This is a genomic window from Allocatelliglobosispora scoriae (assembly GCF_014204945.1).
Taxonomy (GTDB): domain Bacteria; phylum Actinomycetota; class Actinomycetes; order Mycobacteriales; family Micromonosporaceae; genus Allocatelliglobosispora; species Allocatelliglobosispora scoriae.
Genome location: NZ_JACHMN010000003.1, coordinates 2,247,299 through 2,263,615, shown reverse-complemented (window position 1 = coordinate 2,263,615; position 16,317 = coordinate 2,247,299). Strand labels below are relative to the sequence as shown.

Below are 16,317 nucleotides of genomic sequence, written 5' to 3'. Positions count from 1 at the left end.
ACGATACGCGTGTCGGCCGACCCCCGCCGTCGGCCCCGCTCGCTGGGTGGCCTGGTGAAACGCGTGGAGTGGCAATGTCAGGACCGGTAGGGGCAGCGATGCCGAGAGTCACCCCCCTGGCGGCTCACGAGCCGCGATCGGCGGGGAGATACCGCCTGCTCGGCCGACTCGGCGCGGGTGGTCAGGGCATCGTCTATCTCGGCGAGGACGATGCCGGGCACCGGGTCGCGGTCAAGATGATCAATATGGAGCTGACCGGGACGCCGCAGTCCAAGCGCCGCTTCGCCAAGGAGATCGCCGCCGCCCAGCAGGTCGCGCCGTTCTGCACGGCCCAGGTCCTCTTCGCCGACCTCGATGCCGAGCAGCCCTACGTGGTGAGCGAGTTCATCGAGGGGCACACCCTTTACCGGCAGGTCAAGGAGCACGGCCCGCTCGCGGCGAACTCGCTCTACCGCCTCGCGGTCGGCACCGCCACCGCGATCGCCGCGATCCACCAGGCGGGGGTGGTGCACTGCGACTTCAAGCCCGACAACGTGATCCTCGGCGCCGACGGGCCCCGCGTGATCGACTTCGGCATCGCCCGGGCTTTCGGCAGCGACTCGATGAACACCAACGTCATGGGCACGGTTCCCTACATGGCGCCGGAGCGCTTCCGCAACGTCGATGTCGGACCGCAGTGCGACGTCTTCGCCTGGGCCGCGACGATGGCGTTCGCCGCCGCCGCCAAGCCGCCCTTCGGCAACGACGGCCTCGCCAACGTGATGCGGCGCGTCATGGACGACGAACCCGATCTGAGCGGCCTCACCGGTCCGCTGCGGGACCTCGCGGCCGAGTGCCTCGCCAAGGACCAGCACCGCCGCCCGTCCGCGCAGCAGGTGCTGCTGCGGCTGCTGGGGCACGGCGGCGGGCTCCCGGCGACGCTGCCGCTGGAGACGATGCTCCAGGAGGGCACCGACGCCGCGACGAGCATCCTGCCGACCCTCCCGGTCCAGGCTCCGCCGGTGGCCGCTCCGGTGCCGTCCGCTCCGCCGCCGGTCGTCGCCGGGCCGGTCGTCGCCGGGCCGGTCGTCGGCTCCGCCGCGGTCGCGCCGGTCGGCGTACCCCCGTCGTCGCCGCGCGGCACCGACCAGGCCGTGGTCACGGCCGTCACCGCGCCCCGCGAGCAGCGCCGGGCCACGATCGAGCCGCCCGCGCCGCCCGCGCCGCCCGCCGAGCGGGCCGCGACCGCCGTCGCCCGGCCGCCCGCATCGCTGGGGACCCGGCTCGGCCGCCAGCTCGGCGATCCGTGGGGCATCTCCACCGCGATCTTCGTCGGTACGCTCGGCGCCGCAACCGGCTACATCGCGTCCACTGTGGTCAGCACCGCCGCGCTGGTCGGTGGCGCCACGTTCACCATCGTGTACGCCGTCCGCGCGGTCGCCGCGGCGTTGCTCGACAGCGGCGAGGACACCACCGGATAGCCCGGGTGTCGGCGGCCACCGGTCGCGGAGTGGACGGCAACCGGCATGATGGAGTCCGCCGTCCACCCCCTGGAGGAAAAATCATGGCCTCGGGCCCGTCGTCATCCCGCACATGGTTGCCCTACACCATCGCGATCATCGCCGGGATAGCCGTGATGGGCGCCGCCTACGTCGTGGTCAAGACCGATACGTTCGGCGCCGACCGGTCGCACTGCGTACAGCTGGAGGTCGTCTCCTCGACGGAGAAGGACGTGCTCGTCCGCGAGCTCGCCCAGCGCTACGGCGCCGCCGACCGCGAGTTCGACGACGGCCTCTGCGCCAGCATCACCGTCGACGGCGTCACCTCGGGCAAGGCGATGGAGTCGCTCGACAAGGGCTGGGCGGCAGCACAGCCGAAGATCCCCCAGCCCCAGGTCTGGCTCCCCACCTCGAGCCTGTGGACCGGGCAGCTCCAGCTGCGCGACAAGGCGGCCGGGCGGCCCGCGCAGACGCCGGGCAAGTTCGAGTCGATCGCCAACAGCCCGCTCGTCATCGCGATGAAGCAGCCCAAGGGCGAGCTGGTGCAGGGCAAGGGCGCGCTGGGCTGGAACGACATCCTGGGCCTCTCCGGCGACCAGGGCTGGGCGGCTTTCGGCAAGCCAGAGTGGGGCCGCTTCACCTTCGGCAAGGACAACCCGACCCTCTCGACCTCGGGCCTCGCCGCGACGATCGCCACCTACTACGCCGCGATGGGCACCTCCAGCGACCTGATGACGGTCGACCTGGCCAAGCCGAGCGTGACGAAGTTCGTCCGGGAGATCGAGGCGAACGTCTCGCACTACAGCGACGACGTGGTCGACCTGCTGCGCAACCTCGCCGCCAACGATCTCACCACGGTGGAGACCGACGCGCCCCAGACCGACGTCAGCGCGATCGTCATGCAGGAGGAGCTGGTCTACCTCTACAACGAGGGCAAGCTCAGCCCGAAGTACGGCGAGAAGCCGAAGGTGCCGCTCGTGGCGCTCTACCCGAAGGAGGGCACCTTCAACCTGGACCACCCCTACGTGGTGCTGCCCACCGCCGACGCCCGCCAGCAGGCCGCGGCCAAGGACTTCCTCGCCTTCCTGCAGGAGCCCGAGCAGCAGCGCAGCTTCGCCGACATCGGTTTCCGCGACCATGAGCGCACCGCCTCGAAGTCGCTGTTCGAGTCCCTGCGCGGACGCGACAACGCCGAGCTCAGCTACTTCGACGCGCCGGACCCGACCGTCGTGCAGGCGATCCTCGGCGGCTGGAGCACGCTGCGCAAGAAGGCCAACATCCTGATGGCCGTCGACACCTCGGGGTCGATGACGAGCATGATCGGCAACCAGACCCGGCTGCAGGTCGCGGTCGGCGCGGCGACCAACGGCGTCAACCTGCTCAACGACGAGGACCGGGTGGGCCTGTGGTCCTTCTCCTCGGTGACGCCCAGACGCGGGAAGACCCCCTACAGTAACGAGATCACCCTGGGCCGCTTCGACAGCCGCGCCTTCGGCGGCAAGCTCAAGACCCTCAAACCGGAGGGCGGGACCGCGCTCTACGCCACCGTCCGAGCCGCCCACCAGTACGTCCTGGACCACTACGACCGCAACCGCATCAACGCCGTGGTGGTCCTGACGGACGGCAAGAACGAGTATCCCCCCGACAACGACCTGAAGAAGCTCCTGAAGGACATCACCCTGGACCCCGACCGTCCGGTGAAGATCTTCTGCATCGCCTTCGACGACCAGTCCGACCTGGAAACCCTGACGAGAATCGCGAAGGCAACCGGCGGCAAGGCCTTCGACGCCCAGGACCCCACGAAGATCAACGAAGCCTTCGTCAAACTCGTCAGCGCCTTCTAACCCCCAAAATTCGCGTTGATCAAGGGAAGACTCGCCGCGTATCGGACACCCCGGATGGCGAGTCTTCCCTTGATCAACGCGAATTGGTGAGGGGCGGGGGGCCGATTGGGGAGAGGGCGGCGACTAGTGGGAAGGCTTAACACATCCGAACGGTGGCGTAACCGGCTGGCAATGACTGCGGTTTATGTTCGAGGACACACACGACGAGGTGCGCATAGTCCACGGTCACGGCACCGGAGGCACGCATGGCTGAATCGACGCCCGCTCACCAACCGACGTTGATCGTGGACTTCGGCACGCATGAAACGTCGGCCGTCGTCGCCACCGGACCCGTCGTCACGCCTGTGCTCTGCCCGATGACCGGCGCTCCGCGCTGGCCGTCGGCGGTCTTCCTCGATCACGAGACCCTGCTCATCGGCGCCGCCGCGCAGCAGCGCCGAGACACCAGACCCCGGTGGTACGCATCGGGCCTGCGCTCCTCCGTCGACACGGGAACTCCCCTCCCGCTCGGCGAGGGGCAGGTCGCCGGGGGTGAGCTGCTCGCCCGCTACCTGTCGGTGGTCCGCGCAGAGGCGGAGCGCCAGCACGGCGAGCGGATCGAGCGGCTCGCCATGACCGTCCCGGCCGGCTACGGCCCGCTCGACCCCCGCCGCGAGGCGATGGTGGCGATGGCAGCCGAGGCGGGCTTCCCCGCCGCCGAGCTCGTCAGCGACGCCGTCGCGGCCCTGCGCGATCCGCTCCTGCGCGCCGATCCGGCCGAGGGCGCGATCGTCCTCGTCTGCGACCTCGGCGCCTCCTGGACGGTGACGCTGCACCGGATGCACGCCGAGCACCCCATCCAGCTCGCCGAGGACACCTGTTCCGGCGGGCAGAGCCTCGACTCCATCCTGCTGCAGGACCTCGCCGCCACCCTGCCCGACTGGGTGCCCGCCGCGCTCTCGGCACCCGGCGACGACGGGCTGCGGGCACGGTTCACCGCCGCCGACTTCGTCCGCCGCCTCAAGCACCGGCTCGCCGCTGACGAGCAGGCCTCCGACTGGCTCGCGGCCGGCGTACCCCCCTATTCTCTGGACCGCGCGGCGCTGGACCGCTTCGCGGAGCCGTCGGTGCGCTGGCTGCTCGCGAGCTGCCGGGCGATGATCGCCCGGTCGGGATTCACTCCCGGCGAGGTCGCCGGGATCGCCCTCGTCGGGGGAGCCGCCAAGCTGCCCGGCGTCGGCAAGGCGCTGCGGCTGGAGTTCGGGCGACCGGTCTGGCAGCCCGCCGAGCCCGAGCTCGCGGTGGTCCGCGGTGCCGCCCGGTGGGCCGACCGGGCCAGCGGGCGCCGGATCGCCGCCGTGCCGCCCGCCTGGCGCCTGGAACCCCTCGCCTGGACGCTGCCGACCGGCCGGGCCCGGCTCGTCCGCTGGACCGTCGGGCCGGGCGAGTCCTACCCCGGCGGTGCCGTCCTCGCCCAGGTGCGCAGCGACGACGACCGCATCTTCGACCTCACCGCCGCCCGCGAGGGGATCATGGCGGAGCACCGGGTCCGACCGGGCTCCTTCCTCGACTCCGACGTGATCGCCGGGATGGCCCGCTCGGTGAAGGTGATCTCCGGCGACCGGCCCAACAAGCGGGTGCAGCTCCGCGTCGACGGCGAGTGGCTGCTCAGCCCCGACCGCAGTGTGCTGGTGGAGTGCCCGAGCACGGGCGCCTGGGTGCGGACCCGCTCGATCGCGACCGGCGCCGTCCTGAGCGAGCTGCGGCCGAGCTACCCGGGCCCGGAGCCCGAGCACGGACGCGTCTTCGTGGCACCCGACGGCAGCCTGACCCTCGTCGCGTGGGACCCGCAGGGCCGCTTCTTCGTCTGGGACATCGCCTCCGGCCTGCTGCGCTCGCAGTTCCGGGCGGGGGCGAAACCGCTGACCGTGCTCGTCAACGAGACGATGTGGCGGCTCATCTCCGAGCTCGACAAGGTGGTCCACGTCGGGCGCTACCGCCGCGACGTGGCGATGATGTGGGACCTGAGCACCGGCGCCGTCGTCGAGGAGATGGTCGGCGAGGACCTGCACCGGCGCTTCGGCGGCTTCGCCGATCACAGCGGCGCCGACGGGTTCGCCGCCGAGACGCGCAGCCCCAACGGGCGGCTGCTCGCGGCGGCGCGGCAGTCCGCGGGCGCGGTGGCGGTCTCGCTGCAGGAGGCCGAGACCGGCCAGGAGCTCTTCCGGGCGGATCTGAGCTCGGCCCGGTCGGTCCGGACGGCGTTCAGCGCCGACGGGCAGCACCTGCTCGCCTGCTCCAGCTCCGACGAGGGCAGCTGCGTCGACATCTGGCGCGTCTGAGAGCGTCCGTCACACTCCGTTGCGGCCTGGCACCGCCGTGTGCGAAACTTTGTGATGTCACTACATAGTGAATATGCATCACAATGAAGGCAGTAACCAATGAATGAACGTCACGGTGTCGCGCTCGACCGGATCCTGGAGCTGGTCGTGGTGCTCAACGAGGACATGACCAGGAGCCTGGCCCGCGACGGCCTCACCATGTCCCGGGCGCACGTGCTGTGGGAGCTGCAGCACCGCGGGCCGCTGACCCAGCGAGACCTCGCCGACGCCCTGCGCGTCAGCGCCCGCAACATCACCGGGCTGGTCGACGGGCTCGTCGCGACCGGGTTCGTCACCCGCGAGCCGCACCCCACCGACCGCCGGGCGACCCTCGTCTCCTTCACCGAGCACGGGGCGGCCACGGCCGCCACGCTCGCCCGGGACCAGCAGGGGTTCGCCACGCTGCTCTTCGGCCAGATGTCCGAGCATCGATTCGACTGCTTCGTTGCGGGCCTCGACGAGGTCCTGGCCCGGCTCCGCGAGGTCGGCGTGCACCTGTCCAGCACGGAGGAGGAGAAGACATGAACGTCCTGGCCCTCGCCAAGCGGGTCGCCCTGTTCGAGCTGCGGCTGTGGCGCAGCCTCTACCGCTGGGTCTTCCGCCGGCCGCTGCGCCTGGAGCCCGGCGCCACCGCCTTCAGCTACGCCGGCGTCGTCACGCCCGTCCTCATCGGGTTCCTGGTGGTGAGCGCGATCGAGATCCCGGTGATGCACCTGATCCTGCCCTGGTCGGGCGCGCGGATCATCCTCTTCGTCCTCGGCGTGCAGGGCCTGCTGTGGATGATCGGGCTGCTGGCGAGCCTGCGGGTCCACCCGCACGTCGTCGGCGCGAGCGGGCTGCGGATCGCCAACGGCTCGTCGATCGAGATCCACCTGCCCTGGGACGCGATCGCGGAGATCCGGACCCGGATGCGGTCGCTGCCCACCGGCAAGACCCTCCAGTTCGACGCCGCCGACGCCTCGATCCTGAGCGTCGCGATGTCCAGCCAGACCAACCTCGACGTGGTGCTGCGCGAGCCGATGGCGTTGCGGCTGCCCAGCGGCACCAGCGAGCCCGTCACCGAGCTGCGCTTCTTCGCCGACGACCATCGGGGCCTCGCCGATCGGGCCCGCGAGCACCTGCAGGCGGGATCGAGCACTCCGGCGTAATAGGGTGGTCGGTGTGACTCTGCTGGCGGTCGACGCACCGAGCCTCTATTTCCGGGCCTTCTTCGGCGTACCCGAGTCGGCGGCGAAGGCGCCCGACGGTTCGCCGGTCAACGCCGTGCGTGGCTTCCTCGACATGATCTCGACGCTGGTGAAGACCCGTCGGCCGACCCGGCTGATCTGCGCGCTCGACGCCGACTGGCGGCCGCAGTGGCGGGTCGACCTGATCCCGTCCTACAAGGCGCACCGGGTCGCCGATCCGGTCGCCGGGGTCGAGGAGATCCCCGACCTCCTGTCCCCGCAGGTCGAGATCCTGCTCGACTTCCTGCGCGCGTTCGGGATCCCGGCCTATGGCGTACCCGGATATGAGGCCGACGACGTGCTCGGCACGCTCGCGGCCCGGTCCACCCGCGCTGCCCCCGTGGAGGTGATCAGCGGCGACCGCGACCTGTTCCAGCTCGTGGACGACGACCGGAGGTCACTGTTCCTCTACTGTGGACGCGGCGTGGCGAAGCTGGAGGTCTGCGACGACGCGGCGGTCCAGGCGAAGTACGGCGTCCCGGCGAGCGGGTACGCCGACTTCGCCGCCCTGCGCGGCGACGCCAGCGACGGCCTGCCGGGGGTGCCCGGGGTCGGCGAGAAGACCGCCGCCGGGCTGATCTCCCGCTTCGGCGACCTCGACACGCTGATGGCGGCGCTCGACGACCCGAAGGCCGAGATCAAGCCCGGGCTGCGGACCAAGCTGCGCGACGCCTCGGCTTACCTCGCGGTGGCGCCGACGGTCTGCAAGGTCGCCACCGACGTGCCGCTGCCCGAGGTGGACGACGCGCTCCCGGCGGCTCCGGCGGACCCGGACGCGCTGATCGCCCTGGCCGAGCAGTGGAACCTCGCCGGGGCGGCGAAACGCCTGGTGGACGCGCTGGCCGCACGGGCAGCCCTGCCGGAGTAACCCGATCGCGACCGCATGCGGGCAGGCGCGCGGCGTGTTCCCTGAATTTTAATGCTGACTCGCCGGCGCGTCGGAGTCGATCCTGACGTTTGTTGCAGTTTTCGCGGCGTGTCCAGCATTAAAATTCAGGGTCAGCGCTGCGTACGCTGGCGGTAGGGGCGACCCGCGATCGGTTCGGCCGCGCGGCGCTCCTCGTCGAGGCGGTCCTGCTGCGTCTGCGCCAGGTAGGCGCGGGCCGACACGTCCTCTCCGCTCGGCCCCGAGAGCAGGGCGTAGAAGAGCGCGATCACCACGAGGATGACCAGGACGATGATCGGCAGCAGCATCGTGCTCGCCGTCGCGCCGTGCATACCGAAGGTCGGTTCGTGTGCCCTGACCGACATCGCCGCCATGCCCGTGTAGTGCATGCCGCAGACGGCGAGGCCCATCAGCAGCGCCGACGCGAAGAGGTAGGCGGGCTTGCTGACGATGACGGTGAACCACAGCGCCACGGTCGCGGCGACGACGGCGATCACGATGGAGGCGATGACCAGGCTCCGGTCGTGCTGGATGTCCCCGTCGACCCGCAGCGCCGCGGTACCGATGTAGTGCATGCCGGCGACGCCGAGCCCGGTGAAGAAGCCACCCACGATGATCTTGACTGCGGTGGGCCGGCCGAGGCCGACGAAGAGCAGTCCGGCTCCCACCACCACGACGGCGGCGACGGCACTGAGGGCGGTGGTGCCGATGTCGAAGCGGATCGGGGAGCCGACCACGTCGAAGCCGAGCATCGCCAGGAAGTGCATGGTCCAGATGCCGGTACCGCCGAGAGCCCAGGCGGCGAGCAGCAGCCACCAGATCTTGCTCCCGGTCGTGGTCGCCTCGCGTACCCGCTTGGTGCAGGTGAGGCCGAGCAGGGAGCCCAGCACCGAGACCGCGTAGGCGAGGATCGGCGTGATGGGCCCGTAGGCGAAGTGTTGCACCTCGGACACGTTGAGTTCCCCCTCAGGTACGCCCCGTAGCTAGATCATTTAGCGGACGTTGCGAGGATAACTCACGACTAGGACAGCCCCATCCGGTCGATGAAGTTTCAACCGATCGGCGGCGTTGGCGGGGATAACCAGGCCATTCACCTGCCGGATCGGCCAGGTGGAGATCGACAGCCGACACGGCGTTACGGTGGACCATGGCCTTTGAGATCGAGACCGTCCGCGCCGCCTATCCGGCGCTCGCCGAGGGATTCCGCCACTTCGATGCCGCCGCCGGGTCGCTCGTCGCCCGTCCGGTGGCGGACGCCGCCCACACCGTGCTCACCGGCGCGGTCGCCAACCGCAGCACCGCCTTCGCGCCCGGCCGCCGGGCCGTCGAGATCGTCGATGCCGCCCGCGCGGCCGTGGCCGACCTGGTCGGCGGCGAACCCGGCGGCGTCGTCTTCGGCAACAGCGCCACGTCGCTGACCTACCTCGTCGCGCGCACGCTCGCGCGGTCCTGGCAGCCGGGCGACGAGGTCGTCGTCTCCCGGCTGGACCACGACGCCAACATCCGCCCGTGGGTGCAGGTCGCGGCCGACGCCGGTGCGGTCGTCCGGTGGGCCGAGTTCGACCCGAAGACGGGCGAGCTGCCGGTCGCGCAGTATGCCGACCTGATCACCGAGCGCACCCGGGTCGTCGCGGTGACCGCCGCGAGCAACGCCATCGGCACCCGCCCCGACGTGGCCGCGATCGCGGCACTGGCCCACGCGGTCGGCGCGGCCTGCTACGTCGACGGCGTGCACTCGACACCGCACCAGCCGGTCGATGTCGGGTCCCTCGGCGCCGACTTCTACGTGACCAGCGCCTACAAGTGGTCCGGGCCGCACCTCGCCGCCTGTGTCGCGAGCCCGGCCCGCTGGTCCGGCCTGCAGCCGCAGAAGCTGCGCCCCTCCAGCGACGACGTTCCCGAGCGCTTCGAGTTCGGTACGCCGAGCTTCGCCTCCCTCGCCGCCGTCACCGCCGCCGTGGAGCACCTCGCCGGGCTGGACGGCACCGCCACCGGTGACCGCCGCGCCCGCCTCACCGCGTCGATGACCGCCGCCGAGGCTTACGAGCAGGGGCTCTTCGCCGAGCTGGTCCAGGGATTGTCGGCGATCGACGGCGTGTGGCTGTGCCCGGCGCCCGAGGACCGCTGCCCGACCGTCGCCTTCCGGATCGAGGGGCAGCACCCGGCGGAGACGTCGGCGGCGCTGGGCGCCGAGGGCATCTGCGCCTTCTCCGGCGACTACTACGCCTACGAGTACTTCACCGCGATGGGCCTGCGCGACAGCGGTGGAGCGGTGCGCACGAGCATCTACCACTACAACAGCGCCGAGGACGTGGCGGTGCTGCTGGCGGCGGTGCGGCGCCTGGCCGGCTGACCGACACGGTGTGCGGCGGAGCGCGGCCTCCTCGCGCGAGGGGGCCGCGCTCCGCCGACGGCACCCTCAGGCAGTGCGGCTGGAGATCACGCGCATGACGGTGGTGGGCCCGTTCCAGCGGGCCCGCCACTCGGCCGGACGCTGCTCGGCCGGGCGTGCCGCGACGGGAGCCGCCGCCCGGATCGCAGCCTTCCGGGCGATGCGGCGCGGCCGGGTCGACTCGGCGAGCCGGTCCCGCTGGCGGCCGCAGCGCAGCGCCGCCGCAGCCGCCTCGCCGCGCAGGGACCGGGCCTGGGCGAGCGCCGCCTGCGCCTGCTCCCACAGCTCCCGCTCCCGGGCCAGGGCGGCGGCGTGCTCGGACTCCATCGCCGCCAGCACCGCTCGCTGCACGGCGAGCTCCTGCTCCACCGGGTGCCGGGCGGGGTCCCAGCCGTTGCGGTGCGCCAGCGCCTCGCTCAGCTCGAACAGCGGCAGCTCGTTGCGGGCGCAGGAGGCCATCACCGCACGGCGCAGGAAGCGGGCCCGGTCGGCGAGCTCGGCGGGGTCCTCGGTCGGCTCGGGCAGGGGCAGCAGCGCCGCGACGGCGAGCCTGCGCTCGGCGGCGTTGGCGTGCTCGGCCCGGTCGAAGGCCCGCTCGACCATGTCGTGGGCGGCGAGCCAGCGGCTGCGGAACCGGTCGGCCATGACGGTGGCGCGGTCGGCGGCGACGTGCACCTCCTCGGCGTACCGGCTGAGGTCCTTGACCTGTCGGCGCAGGCGCAGCCGAGCGCGCGCCTGGGCCCGGGCCTCGTCGAGGCTCGCGGTGTGGGTGTGCACGGGCCGCAGGATGAGCAGGCACGCGATCGCCGCGACGGCGATGAGGGCGGACCAGATCGCGGTGACCTGCAGAACGCCGGTGATCATGAAATCGGTGAAGAAACGCATGGGAGGTGACCTTCGCGATCGACGCAACGAGGGGAATCCGTCTGCGCCGGCCGGTGCGCGGCAGGGGAAGGGTGGCCGCGCATCGCGCTCGGGGAGCGATTGAGCCGACGCGTCAGCCGCGCGGCGGGCCCCGCTGGACCAGACCGCCGGGGAGGGTCGCGCTTCGCGGCCGATCGGCCGGGCGCCAGACCACGACGGCGGCCTCGGTGACCGGGCCGGCCTGTGCGAGCTCGGTGTTGAGCACGCGCACGGTCTCGGCCAGCGGTGGCCGCGCCGTGGTGGTGGCGATCGTCGTCGCCGAGGCGGTGACCTGCAGCGGAGTCTCAGTCGCGGCGGTCTCGCCGCCGCCCATCAGGACCGCGACCAGCAGCCAGCCGGCGAGCATGCGGGTGGGCAGGCGAGCCAGCCACCGCAAGCGGTTCGTCGGGGCGGCGATGGTCACCGAACGACCATACCGCCGATCGGTGACGGGCGCAGCGAACGTGACGCAGCCGATACTCCTCTGTGGAGGGTGAGCCGTCGCCCGGGTCCGGCTCGTTAGGACGGTCCGGCACATCATGGCATTTGTAAATACCTATTTCCTGGTTAGGCTGCGATCACCGAACGTCATCGACGCACTACGCAACAGGAGGATCCCATGCGTACTGCCCTCAAGGCCGTGATCGCCGCCGCCGTGATCACTCTCGGGCTGACCACCGTCGCGGCCAGTCCGGCCATGGCGAACGCGCCCGCGCCCTACTGCGAGTCCGGTGCCTCGCAGTTCCTCTGCGACGCCGACAGCACCGGGACGACCACCTGGTCGATCACCTGGTGGGGTGGCAGCGTCGGCACCTTCACCACCGCCGGCTCCACCCTGTTCGCCTCCTGCCCCTACTCCAGCATCGGCAAGCAGGTCCGGGCGAGCTACAGCTATGTCAGCGGCGGCACGACCGTCTACAGCGACCAGAGCTCCTTCATCTGCCGCAGCGGACCCTGGCAGTAATCCCTCAGGCGCACGGGTTGTCGACCACGGTCTCGGCGGTGCGAACCGTCCGGCCGTCGGTCGCGACCGCCGTGATCCACCACGTGATCCGCAGGGTCGAGCCCGGACCGGTGCCGGTGCCGACCGCCTGATCACCCGACGCGGAGACGGTCATCGTCGCGCGTCGGGTGATCGCCTGCACCGACCGCCACCGCAGGGTCGCCGAGGCGAGCGCGGTGTCGACGTGCAGCCGCGCCACCAGCCGAAACGTGTTCGCCGCGGTGCAGGAGAGGTCGGCGGTGACATCGGTGCCCACCGGCGGCGGCGAGGCCGACCGCGGTGCACCGGACGGGGACGGCCGCCTCGGCGACGGCGTCACCCGGCGCGCCGACGGCGACGGGGCCGGTCCGGACGGCGCGGACGACGGTGCCGCCAGGCCCGGCTCCGACGAGCCCTCGCCCATCGGCAGCGTGCCGCCGGTCGGCTGCGGCGCGGTGACCGGTGACGCGGGGTCGCCGAAGACCGCCGGAGCCAGTCCGGAACACGCCGCGATCAGCAGCACCGCGACCGCGACGGCCCAGACCCGGCGCCGCCGAGACGCCGCGGCGAGGTGCGGAAATCCGGTCGCCGGATCCCAGCGGATCTCCACCGTCCGGTGGTCGCCGGGCACCGCCGGGCGGCTCGGTCTCGGACCGCCGACGCGCCCCGCCTCCCGCCCGCGACGCCGGCCGTGCAGGGCCCCGACCCCGCCCGGCGACTCGGCCACCGCCGCGGTGGGAGGATCGGTCACTCCCGTGGCCGGATGCCCGGTCGCACCCGTGATCAGCGCGGCGAAGGGCAGCGCGGCGTATGCCGGGAGCAGGTCGCTCGGGTCCATCCGGTCCGCTCGTTCGGCGGCGCAGACGGCGCAGCCCTCGATGTGCCGGTGCAGCCGCTTGCGCAGCAGCGGGGTGAGCGCGCCGTCCCACCCGCCGAGCAGCGCCGCGAGCTCCCCGCAGCCGCCGGGAGCCCGGGCCACCAGCAGCGCACCGAGCGCGTCGCGGAAGCTCGCCCGAGCCCGGGAGAGCCGCGCGTTGGCGTGCTTCACCGAGATCCCCAGGGCCGCCGCGATCTCGGCCGAGCCGAGCGCGTGCCGCACCGAGAGCTCGATCATCTCCTGGTCGGCGGCCGCGAGCCCGCCGTAGACCGCCCAGACCAGCTCGACCGTGGTCGCGGCGTGCAGCGTCGCCGCCGGGTCGGGCAGTTCGGCGGCCGCCTCGGCGACGGCGTCGACGACGCGCACCCGGGCCCGCTGGCGCAGCACGCGCAGGCCCACGCTGCGGGCGATGGCGTAGAGCCAGGACCGCAGCCGGTCCGGGTCGCGCAGCCCCGCGGCGTGCTCGGTGGCGAGGACGAACGTGTCGTGTACGACGTCCGCAGCGCTCTGCCGGTCCCCCACGATCGTCACGGCGTAGGCGGTGAGCCGGGAGGCGTACCGGCGATAGGCCTCGTCGAGCGCCCCGGGGTCCCCCGCCGCCAGGCCGACCGCAACCGCCGCGTCATCCACATTCGCCACAGTAAATAAAAGTGTTGTCCCCGGCGAAGCCCGGTGCTCCTAGCCGACACAGATCCCCTGTGAGAGGAGAACACGATGAAACGACGTCTCGCGCTCGCCGTCACGATGGTGGCGGGGCTCGGCGTACTGATCCCGGCGCCCGCCTCGGCCGCGGTGAACCCGGTCTACGTCAGCGGCACCGCCAGCGCGAACGACTCGGTGGCGGAGAAGTCCTCCACCGCCACCTGCCCCAACAACACCCGGGTGATCGGCGGCGGCGGCTCGATCACGGGCGGCGGCGCCCAGGTGCACCTCACCCGGCTGCAGCCGCTCGGCAACACCGACCAGTTCACGGTGACCGCGGCCGAGCACGGCACCTTCACGCCGAACTGGCGGGTGCAGGCCTACGCGATCTGCTCGGCCGGATTGACCGGGGTCGAGTACATCGGCTTCTCGGTGGCGTCCAGCTCGTCGGCGAGCAAGTCGGCGACGGCGATCTGCGGCGGGACCGGCGAACGGAAGCTGATCAGCACCGGTGCGCGCATCGTCAACGGCGGTGGCGAGGTCTTCCTCGACGACATGATCGCGTCGTCGGAGATGTACACGACGACCGCCACGGCCTATGAGGACCAGGACGGCTACGCGGGCAACTGGAGCTTCTACAGCTACGGCGTCTGCGCCGACACACCGGCCGGGCTGGAGTTCAAGTCGGCGACGGCGGTCACCGACTCGACCGGCGACACCGTCACCGCCACCTGCACCGGCACGAAGAAGCTGCTCGGGCTCGGCGGCCTGATGAGCTCGCCGGACGGGCAGGCCCACTACACCGGGCTCACCCCGTCGTCGACGCTGACCAGCGCCACGGCGGTGACCTCGGAGGACGTGGACGGCTATGCCGGGGACTGGTTCACCCGGGTCTACGCGATCTGCGCCAGCTGACCGGTCGTCGCCGTCGCGGGTCCTGACCACCCGCGACGGCGACGACCGCGAGCCCCGGCCGCGGTGCCGGGTTGCGAGGACCGGCGCCACGTGGCCGAGGCGATCGGGCGGGAGCCGACTGGGGAACGGCTCCCGCCCGCGGATCGGGTGCGCTACAGCGTCAGCGCGTCCGGGCCGACCGCGCCCGAGACCCCGACGAACGCGTCGGGTACGGGATACTTGCCGAGCACGAACGACAGGATCGCCGCGTGCATCGCCTCCACCGGCTGGATCGTCGACGCGACGGAGATGCCGCCCGGGTCGGAGACGTTGGCGGTGGCGAAGGTGTATGTCTGCGCCGCGGCGTTCTCCAGGTTCAGCGCGAGCGTCGCCACGTCGCCGACGGATTTCGCCTGGCCGAGCTTGGCGACCTGGTCGGCGGTGATCGAGAGCGGCGCACCCGTCACGGCGGGCTTGCCCGCCTTGGTGAGCACGCTGTTCCAGACCGCGGCGTGGTCGGTGTGCTGCTTCATCGCGACCTGGATGAAGGTGGCGACCGCCTTCGGCACCGTGCCGAGGGTCCCCTTGCCGGCCGCGGCCAGCGCGCCGCCGTAAGCGGTCACCGCGAGGTTCTCCAGCGCCGCCGCGAGCGCCACGATCTTGAGGTCGCCCTCGTAGGTGGCTCCGGCGGCCTTCGTCGGGCTCGCCGCCGACGAGGTGGACGGCGTCGCCGTGTCGTCGGACGAACCGCAGGCGGCGACGGCGCCGAGCACCGCGACACCGCCCGCGCCGAGCAGGACCGAGCGGCGGCTCGACGGCCGGTAGGCGAAGTCGGCGACCCGCGCCAGCACCTCCGGGAAGGTGCTGCGGTGCAGGTCGTCGAGGTCGGTGGTCATGGCCGAGAGCTGGGCCTCGGAGATCTGCAACTGGTCGCGGCTCACTTGACCGCCCCTTCCTGCACCGGCGAAGCCTTGGCGACGGGGTAGAACCCGTCCGGGAAACCCACGCTGCCGGCGGCGGCGGGCAGTGCCGCGGCGTTCGGAGGCAGGGCGATCAGCTTGGCCGCGTCGGCCTTCAACAGCGCCTGTACGGCGAGGAGGATCGCCTTGTGCTGCGCCTCCACACCGGCGACGGACGCGAAGAGCTGCCGCAGCTCCGGCGTGGAGACCTGGCTGACGTTGGCGACATAGGTCTGCGCCGCGACGTCCTCCAGCGTGATCGCGAGCCCGACGACGTCGCCCGGGCCCTTGATCGTCGGGACGGCCGCCTTGACGATGGGGGCGTACTTGGGGTTCGCCGCCGTCTGCGCCTTGCCGCCGAGCGCGACGACGGCGTTGTTGAACGCCTGCCCGTGCTCGACGTGCTGCGCCATCGTCTTCGTGGAGAAGGCCTGCACCACCTTGTTGGCGCTGCTGCCGCCGATGAAGGGCAGCGTCAGCGCGGTCTTGTAGGTCGCGACGGCGAGGTTCTCCAGCGACGCGGCGGTCTGCAGCGCCATGATGTCGGTCTCGGTGCCCATGGCGCGGGCAGCCTCGACGAACGCGGTGAGGTCGGCCCGACCGGAGCGCATCGCGTCGGCGTGCAGGTCACCGGAGTTCGCCATCAACTCCCGGAGCTGCCTCTCATCGACCAATAAGGTCATCTGCGCATACCTTCCGTCCGGCGCGCCCGGGGTGGCGCGCTCGACGGGTGCTTCGGTGGCGGGGGTGGGCGCGGATGGGCAAACTCCCCCGAAGGGATGAATCCACCCATCCTCAGGCGCGTCGGCTCCGGCACGGTACGGCAGAGCGGGGACCCGGCGCCTGGTCGCGCGGGTCCCCGCCTGTTTCACCT

General features: G+C 71.9%; 15 protein-coding genes. 9 read left to right on the top strand and 6 right to left on the bottom strand.

Features of this window, described 5'->3' with window-relative positions; genetic code table 11:
* Positions 1 to 98 precede the first annotated feature (98 nt).
* From F4553_RS36320 to F4553_RS36295, 6 genes are all read left to right on the top strand, one after another.
* Complete coding sequence (locus F4553_RS36320; protein ID WP_184845620.1) at positions 99 to 1,460, top strand: serine/threonine-protein kinase; 1,362 nt, start codon at positions 99 to 101, stop codon at positions 1,458 to 1,460.
* Positions 1,461 to 1,543: 83 nt separating this feature from the next.
* Positions 1,544 to 3,322, top strand: a complete 1,779-nt coding sequence (locus tag F4553_RS36315) for a substrate-binding and vWA domain-containing protein (protein ID WP_184845618.1) — start codon at positions 1,544 to 1,546, stop codon at positions 3,320 to 3,322.
* A 245-nt stretch (positions 3,323 to 3,567) separates the two neighbouring features.
* Positions 3,568 to 5,643 carry an Hsp70 family protein gene (locus F4553_RS36310; protein WP_184845616.1) on the top strand — a complete coding sequence of 692 codons (2,076 nt, stop codon included), beginning with the start codon at positions 3,568 to 3,570 and terminating at the stop codon, positions 5,641 to 5,643.
* A 99-nt stretch (positions 5,644 to 5,742) separates the two neighbouring features.
* A complete protein-coding gene (locus tag F4553_RS36305; protein ID WP_184845614.1) occupies positions 5,743 to 6,207 on the top strand; it encodes a MarR family winged helix-turn-helix transcriptional regulator in 465 nt (154 codons plus the stop codon).
* On the top strand, positions 6,204 to 6,830 hold the full coding sequence (locus F4553_RS36300) for a hypothetical protein (protein WP_184845612.1): 627 nt from the start codon (positions 6,204 to 6,206) through the stop codon (positions 6,828 to 6,830). The genes F4553_RS36305 and F4553_RS36300 overlap by 4 nt, the downstream gene beginning before the upstream one ends.
* A gap of 19 nt (positions 6,831 to 6,849) precedes the next feature.
* Positions 6,850 to 7,776, top strand: a complete 927-nt coding sequence (locus F4553_RS36295) for a 5'-3' exonuclease (RefSeq protein WP_184847370.1) — start codon at positions 6,850 to 6,852, stop codon at positions 7,774 to 7,776.
* Positions 7,777 to 7,907: 131 nt separating this feature from the next.
* Here the strand turns inward: F4553_RS36295 and F4553_RS36290 are convergent, their stop codons facing one another.
* Positions 7,908 to 8,747: an MHYT domain-containing protein gene (locus F4553_RS36290; RefSeq protein ID WP_184845610.1), complete on the bottom strand. Its 840-nt coding sequence runs from the start codon at positions 8,745 to 8,747 to the stop codon at positions 7,908 to 7,910.
* Positions 8,748 to 8,941: 194 nt separating this feature from the next.
* Here F4553_RS36290 and F4553_RS36285 point away from each other — a divergent pair, with 194 nt between their 5' ends.
* Positions 8,942 to 10,147, top strand: coding sequence for a cysteine desulfurase-like protein (locus F4553_RS36285; protein WP_184845608.1), 1,206 nt, complete (start codon positions 8,942 to 8,944; stop codon positions 10,145 to 10,147).
* Positions 10,148 to 10,213: 66 nt separating this feature from the next.
* On the opposite strand, the gene F4553_RS36280 is transcribed toward F4553_RS36285, so the two are convergent.
* Both F4553_RS36280 and F4553_RS36275 read right to left on the bottom strand, forming a co-directional pair.
* Positions 10,214 to 11,071, bottom strand: a complete 858-nt coding sequence (locus F4553_RS36280) for a hypothetical protein (RefSeq protein ID WP_184845606.1) — start codon at positions 11,069 to 11,071, stop codon at positions 10,214 to 10,216.
* Between the two features lie 112 nt (positions 11,072 to 11,183).
* Complete coding sequence (locus F4553_RS36275; RefSeq protein ID WP_184845604.1) at positions 11,184 to 11,513, bottom strand: hypothetical protein; 330 nt, start codon at positions 11,511 to 11,513, stop codon at positions 11,184 to 11,186.
* A 195-nt stretch (positions 11,514 to 11,708) separates the two neighbouring features.
* Here F4553_RS36275 and F4553_RS36270 point away from each other — a divergent pair, with 195 nt between their 5' ends.
* Positions 11,709 to 12,053 carry a hypothetical protein gene (locus F4553_RS36270; protein WP_184845602.1) on the top strand — a complete coding sequence of 115 codons (345 nt, stop codon included), beginning with the start codon at positions 11,709 to 11,711 and terminating at the stop codon, positions 12,051 to 12,053.
* Positions 12,054 to 12,057: 4 nt separating this feature from the next.
* Here the strand turns inward: F4553_RS36270 and F4553_RS36265 are convergent, their stop codons facing one another.
* On the bottom strand, positions 12,058 to 13,578 hold the full coding sequence (locus tag F4553_RS36265) for an RNA polymerase sigma factor (protein ID WP_184845600.1): 1,521 nt from the start codon (positions 13,576 to 13,578) through the stop codon (positions 12,058 to 12,060).
* Positions 13,579 to 13,662: 84 nt separating this feature from the next.
* On the opposite strand from F4553_RS36265, the gene F4553_RS36260 reads away from it, so the two are divergent.
* Positions 13,663 to 14,505 (top strand): hypothetical protein, encoded by an 843-nt coding sequence (locus F4553_RS36260; protein ID WP_184845598.1) that lies wholly within the window; start codon positions 13,663 to 13,665, stop codon positions 14,503 to 14,505.
* 152 nt (positions 14,506 to 14,657) lie between these two features.
* On the opposite strand, the gene F4553_RS36255 is transcribed toward F4553_RS36260, so the two are convergent.
* Positions 14,658 to 15,425, bottom strand: a complete 768-nt coding sequence (locus tag F4553_RS36255; RefSeq protein WP_221470621.1) for a ferritin-like domain-containing protein — start codon at positions 15,423 to 15,425, stop codon at positions 14,658 to 14,660.
* Positions 15,422 to 16,126, bottom strand: a complete 705-nt coding sequence (locus F4553_RS36250) for a ferritin-like domain-containing protein (protein WP_184845596.1) — start codon at positions 16,124 to 16,126, stop codon at positions 15,422 to 15,424. The genes F4553_RS36255 and F4553_RS36250 overlap by 4 nt, the downstream gene beginning before the upstream one ends.
* Positions 16,127 to 16,317 lie beyond the last annotated feature (191 nt).

What these genes read in the sequence shown, in the direction of transcription:
- F4553_RS36320 (WP_184845620.1), top strand. Translation starts at nt 99, where the DNA reads ATGCCGAGAGTCACCCCCCTGGCGGCTCACGAGCCGCGATCGGCGGGG.
- F4553_RS36315 (WP_184845618.1), top strand. Translation starts at nt 1,544, where the DNA reads ATGGCCTCGGGCCCGTCGTCATCCCGCACATGGTTGCCCTACACCATC.
- F4553_RS36310 (WP_184845616.1), top strand. Translation starts at nt 3,568, where the DNA reads ATGGCTGAATCGACGCCCGCTCACCAACCGACGTTGATCGTGGACTTC.
- F4553_RS36305 (WP_184845614.1), top strand. Translation starts at nt 5,743, where the DNA reads ATGAATGAACGTCACGGTGTCGCGCTCGACCGGATCCTGGAGCTGGTC.
- F4553_RS36300 (WP_184845612.1), top strand. Translation starts at nt 6,204, where the DNA reads ATGAACGTCCTGGCCCTCGCCAAGCGGGTCGCCCTGTTCGAGCTGCGG.
- F4553_RS36285 (WP_184845608.1), top strand. Translation starts at nt 8,942, where the DNA reads ATGGCCTTTGAGATCGAGACCGTCCGCGCCGCCTATCCGGCGCTCGCC.
- F4553_RS36280 (WP_184845606.1), bottom strand. Translation starts at nt 11,071, where the DNA reads ATGCGTTTCTTCACCGATTTCATGATCACCGGCGTTCTGCAGGTCACC.
- F4553_RS36270 (WP_184845602.1), top strand. Translation starts at nt 11,709, where the DNA reads ATGCGTACTGCCCTCAAGGCCGTGATCGCCGCCGCCGTGATCACTCTC.
- F4553_RS36260 (WP_184845598.1), top strand. Translation starts at nt 13,663, where the DNA reads ATGAAACGACGTCTCGCGCTCGCCGTCACGATGGTGGCGGGGCTCGGC.
- F4553_RS36250 (WP_184845596.1), bottom strand. Translation starts at nt 16,126, where the DNA reads ATGACCTTATTGGTCGATGAGAGGCAGCTCCGGGAGTTGATGGCGAAC.